The organism is Phenylobacterium sp. (assembly GCF_020402505.1).
In the GTDB taxonomy this organism is placed as follows: Bacteria; Pseudomonadota; Alphaproteobacteria; order Caulobacterales; family Caulobacteraceae; genus Phenylobacterium.
In genome coordinates this window covers 1-5040 of sequence record NZ_JADBZL010000079.1, presented here as the reverse complement: position 1 = coordinate 5040, position 5040 = coordinate 1, and the positions used below count along the sequence as shown (strand labels likewise).

The window sequence follows — 5040 nt, the reverse complement described above, 5'->3', positions numbered from 1 at the left end:
GTCAGGGTCATGATCTCGCCGACGAAGCCCGACGTGCCCGGCAGACCCACATTGCCCATGGTGAAGAGCATGAAGATGGCGGCGTAGACCGGCATGCGCTTCACCAGGCCGCCATAGAAGGCGATCTCCCGGGTATGCATCCGGTCATAGACGACGCCTACGCAGAGGAAGAGGGCGCCGGAGATGATCCCGTGGCTGAGCATCTGGAAGATCGCGCCCTGGACCCCCACCACGTCGAAGGAAAAGATGCCCATGGTCACGAAGCCCATGTGCGCGACGGAGGAGTAGGCGATCAGCTTCTTGATGTCGGTCTGCCGGAAGGCCACCAGCGAGGTGTAGACGATGGCGATGGCCGACAGGGCGAAGACCAGGGGCGCGAAGGCCTGAGAGGCGTCCGGGAACATGGGCAGACTGAAGCGCAGGAAGCCGTAGCCGCCCATCTTCAGGAGGATGCCCGCCAGGATGACCGAGCCGGCGGTGGGCGCCTCGACGTGGGCGTCGGGAAGCCAGGTGTGCACCGGCCACATGGGCATCTTCACCGCGAAGGAGGCGAAGAAGGCGAGCCAGAGCCAGGTCTGCATCCAGGGCTCGAAGCGGAAGGCCATCAGGTCGGGGATGGAGCTGGTTCCGGAGACGCCGATCATGGCCAGCACCGCCGCCAGCATCAGCACTGAGCCGAGCAGGGTGTAGAGGAAGAACTTGAAGGCCGCGTAGACCCGCCGCTTGCCGCCCCAGATGCCGATGATCAGGAACATAGGCGCAAGGCCGAACTCGAAGAAGACGTAGAAGAGCACCAGGTCCAGGGCGCAGAAGACGCCGATGACCAGGGTCTCCAGCAGCAGGAAGGCGACCATGTAGGAGGTCACGCGCTGCTCCACCGACTTCCAGGAGGCGGCGATGCAGAGCGGGGTCAGGAAGGCCGTCAGCAGGACGAACAGGACGGAGATCCCGTCCACGCCCATGCGGTAATGCAGGCCGGCGAACCAGGGGATGTCCTCGACGAACTGGAAGCCGGGATTGGCCGGATCGAACCTCAGGGTGAGGAGGACCGAAAGACCGAGGGTGACCAGGCTGGTTCCGAAGGCGATCCAGCGGGCCAGGTCATCGCCCCTGGGCGAGGCCGGCCGGCCCGCGCGCAGGGCCAGGATCAGGGCTGCGCCCAGGACAGGCGCAAAGGTGATGAGGGAAAGAATACCGGTCATGGTCTCGCCCCCCTCAAGCCCGCCAGGCCCAGAGGGCGAAGGTCAGGAGACCCGCCACCCCGAGCAGCATGACGAAGGCGTAGTGGTACAGAAAACCGGTCTGCAGCCGGCCTGTACGGCGACCCAGGGCGTAGGAGACGGCGGAGACGCCATCCGGGCCCAGGCCGTCGATGATCTTCTGGTCGCCGACCTTCCAGAACAGGTCGCCGAGCCGCTTGGCGGCCCGAACGAAGGTGGCCTGATACAGCTCGTCGAAATACCATTTGTTGTAGAGGAAGGACCAGACAAGCCCGCGCTTCGCCGCGATCCGCGCCCCCAGACCCTCTCGGGCGATGTAGACATACCAGGCGGCGGCGAAGCCGATGGCCGAGACCACCAGGGGCGCCCAGAGCACCCAGGCGGGTGCATGGTGGGCCTGCTCCAGCACCGTATTGGCGGGGGCGTTGAAGATGGCGTCGCCCCAGAAGGCCTCCTGATAGTCGCCGACAAACTTCTTCTTGAAGGCATAGCCCGCAGCGATGGCGCCGACAGATAGGAGAAGGATCGGCGCCAGCATGGAGACCGGGCTTTCGTGCGGCGTATGGGCGCCGTGGCCATGCCCGTGGTCATCATGGGCATGGTCGTCGTGCCCATGAGCGGCCGCGGCGTGGCCGTCGTGTGCGTGGTCATCGTGATCTTGCGCGCCCGCTTCGGCCCATTTGGGAGTTCCGTGGAAGGTCATGAAGGCCAGGCGCCAGGAGTAGAAGGCGGTCAGGCCGGCGGCCAGGAGGCTGACCACGAAGGCGAAGGCCGCGACCCCGCCATGTGACATGGCGGCGGCCCAGGCGGACTCGATGATCATGTCCTTGGAGTAGAAGCCGGCGAGCCCGAGGCCAAGGCTTGGAATGCCGAAGCCGGTGATGGCCAGGGTCCCGATGGTCATGACCGCGTAGGTCACCGGCAGGTAGCGCCACAGGCCGCCCATGCGGCGCATGTCCTGCTCGTGGTGCATGCCGTGGATCACCGAGCCGGCGCCAAGGAACAGAAGCGCCTTGAAGAAGGCGTGGGTGAACAGGTGGAACATGGCCGCCTGGTAGGCGCCCACCCCGGCTGCGAAGAACATGTAGCCGAGCTGCGAGCAGGTCGAATAGGCGATGACCCGCTTGATGTCGTTCTGGGCGAGACCGACCGTAGCGGCGAACAGGGCCGTGACGGCGCCGATGACGGTGACGATGTCCCGGGCGACCGGGGCGACCTCGAACATCGGCGACAGGAGGCAGACCATGTAGACGCCCGCCGTCACCATGGTGGCGGCGTGGATCAGGGCCGAAACCGGGGTCGGGCCCTCCATGGCGTCGGGCAGCCAGGTGTGAAGGAAGAACTGGGCCGACTTGCCCATGGCGCCGATGAACAGCAGGCCGCAGGCCAGGTCCACCGCCGACCAGTCATAGCCGATGAAGCGCCACTTCGACCCGGCGATTTCGTCAATGTTCGCGAAGACCTCGGCGAACTGGATGGAGCCGAACATCCAGAAGACCGTCATGATCCCGAGGGCGAAGCCGAAGTCGCCGACCCGGTTGACCACGAAGGCCTTGATGGCGGCGGCGTTGGCGCTGTCCTTGTGATGCCAGAAGCCGATCAGCAGGTAGGACGCCAGGCCCACGCCTTCCCAGCCGAAGAACAGCTGCATGAAGTCTGCGGCTGTCACCAGGGCCAGCATGGCGAAGGTGAAGAGGGACAGGTAGGCGAAGAAGCGCGGCCGGGCCGGGTCCTCGGCCATGTAGCCCCAGCTGTAAATGTGGACGAGGGCCGAGACGCTGGTCACCACCACCAGCATGACGGCGGACAACGCATCGAAGCGGATGGACCAGTTGGAGATGAACTCGCCCACATGGATGAAGGGGGCGAGGGTCAGGGTGAAGGGTTCCAGGTCGCCCCAGGTCCACTGGGCGAAAACCACCCAGGACAGGACTGCGGAGAGGACCAGCAGGCCCGTGGTGACCGCCTGGGAGGCCAGGGCGCCGAGCCGGGCGCCGAACAGGCCGGCGATGATCGCCCCGGCCAGAGGGCCAAAGACGATGATGGGAAGAAGGACTTCAGCAGTCATCTGGAGACATCAGCCCTTCATCACGGAGGCGTCGTCCACGGCGATATCGCCGCGGTTGCGGAAGAAGGTCACCAGGATGGCCAGGCCGACGGCGGCCTCGGCCGCGGCGACGGTGAGGATGAGCATCGCGAAGATCTGGCCGATCTCGTTGTGCAGGTAGGCCGAGAAGGCGACGAAGTTGATATTCACCGCCAGCAGGATCAGCTCGATCGACATCAGGATGACGATGATGTTCTTGCGGTTCACGAAGATCCCGAACACACCGATCGTGAACAGGATGGCGGCGACCGCCAGGTAGTGGGACAGGCCGATGATCATTCCTGGATCCCTTCACCCGGCTTGACCGAGACGACGCGCATACCCGTTTCGGGGGTCCGCGCCACCTGGTCGGCGATGACCTGGCGCTTGACCCCGGGCTTGTGGCGCAGGGTCAGGACGATGGCCCCGATCATGGCCACCAGCAGGACCAGCCCCGCCGCCTGGAAAAAGTAGACATAGTCGGTGTAGAGCACCCGGCCGATCATCTCGGCGTTAGGGGCGTCCGGCGCCGGCGCCAGGGGGCCCTGGGAGTCGCCGGCCGCGCCGCGGTTGGCCACCGCGGCCGAGACCGCCACCATCTCGAAGGCGAGGATGCCCGCCACAGCCGCCCCGAGGGGCATGGACCGGGCGAAGCCCTGGCGCAGGGCGGTGAAGTCCACGTCCAGCATCATGACGACGAACAGGAAGAGGACCGCGACGGCGCCGACGTAGACGACCACCAGCAGCATGGCCAGGAACTCCGCCCCCATGAGGACGAAGAGGCCCGCCGCCGAGAAGAAGGCGAGGATGAGGAAGAGGACCGAATGCACGGGGTTTCGGGCGGAGACCACGCCGAACCCCGCCGCGATCGTCACCGCCGCCAGCAGATAGAATGCGATTGCCTGCAAGGCCACCGGGTTCAGCCCCTCTTCTTGGACCGCCGCGCTCCGGGAGGAGCCGGCGGGGTTTCAGTGCGTTCGGAATCGCCGCCCGGGTCTACCGGTAGGGCGCGTCCAGTTCCAGATTCTTGGCGATCTCCCGCTCCCAACGGTCTCCGTTATCGAGCAGGCGTTCCTTGTCGTAGTAGAGCTCCTCGCGGGTCTCGACCGCGAATTCGATGTTCGGGCCCTCGACGATGGCGTCCACCGGGCAGGCCTCCTGGCACAGGCCGCAGTAGATGCACTTGACCATGTCGATGTCGTAGCGGGTCGTCCGGCGGCTGCCGTCCTCCCGGGGTTCGGCCTCGATGGTGATGGCCTGGGCCGGGCAGATGGCCTCGCACAGCTTGCAGGCGATGCAGCGCTCTTCGCCGCTGGGATAGCGCCGCAGGGCGTGCTCGCCCCGGAAGCGCGGCGACTGCGGGCCGCGCTCGTAAGGATAGATGACCGTGGCCTTGGGCCGGACCATGTAGACCATGGCCATGCCGAAGGCGCCGATGAAATCGGAGAGGGCCGCGCCCCGGACCGCCTGGGAAATGCGCTTCAGCATGTCGGTCTACCTTCCCCTGCATTCATAGCCGGACAGACGCCGTTCGTTTCCGCCCGGCTTCGGAGCCAGGTCCTTGCCCTGCGCCGTGCACCGCTCACGCAGCTGACGCAGCGAGTCGTAGGTCGCCACGTCGCCATCAGGCGTGCTCGTGGAAGCGCAGCCCACCAGGAGCAGGCCCGCCAGACCCAGGAGGGGAAGCGCCGCCCGCCTCATGCGCCCGGGTGCCCCAGCACGCGCCAGCCGGCG

The 5040-nt window shown here is 66.3% G+C and carries 6 protein-coding genes; all 6 read right to left on the bottom strand.

All coding sequences use genetic code 11. The annotated features are described in order from the left end of the window. Positions 1-1202, bottom strand: a 1202-nt coding sequence (locus IM632_RS06275) for an NADH-quinone oxidoreductase subunit M (protein WP_296552130.1), incomplete at its 3' end; no start/stop codon positions are given. A gap of 13 nt (positions 1203-1215) precedes the next feature. Further along, entirely contained in the window at positions 1216-3288 is a 2073-nt protein-coding gene (gene nuoL / locus IM632_RS06270) for an NADH-quinone oxidoreductase subunit L (RefSeq protein WP_296498934.1), read from the bottom strand. 9 nt (positions 3289-3297) lie between these two features. Then, positions 3298-3603 (bottom strand): NADH-quinone oxidoreductase subunit NuoK, encoded by a 306-nt coding sequence (gene nuoK / locus IM632_RS06265; RefSeq protein ID WP_296479792.1) that lies wholly within the window; start codon positions 3601-3603, stop codon positions 3298-3300. Further along, positions 3603-4220, bottom strand: a complete 618-nt coding sequence (locus IM632_RS06260; RefSeq protein WP_296479786.1) for an NADH-quinone oxidoreductase subunit J — start codon at positions 4218-4220, stop codon at positions 3603-3605. The genes nuoK and IM632_RS06260 overlap by 1 nt, the downstream gene beginning before the upstream one ends. Positions 4221-4302: 82 nt before the next feature. After that, complete coding sequence (gene nuoI, locus IM632_RS06255) at positions 4303-4794, bottom strand: NADH-quinone oxidoreductase subunit NuoI (protein WP_293515485.1); 492 nt, start codon at positions 4792-4794, stop codon at positions 4303-4305. Between the two features lie 6 nt (positions 4795-4800). Then, positions 4801-5040: hypothetical protein (locus tag IM632_RS06250; protein WP_296552129.1), on the bottom strand; the 240-nt coding region annotated here is incomplete at its 5' end.

Excerpts from the sequence above, each read along its gene's own strand:
- nuoL (WP_296498934.1), bottom strand. The coding sequence starts at position 3,288 with ATGACTGCTGAAGTCCTTCTTCCCATCATCGTCTTTGGCCCTCTGGCC.
- nuoI (WP_293515485.1), bottom strand. The coding sequence starts at position 4,794 with ATGCTGAAGCGCATTTCCCAGGCGGTCCGGGGCGCGGCCCTCTCCGAT.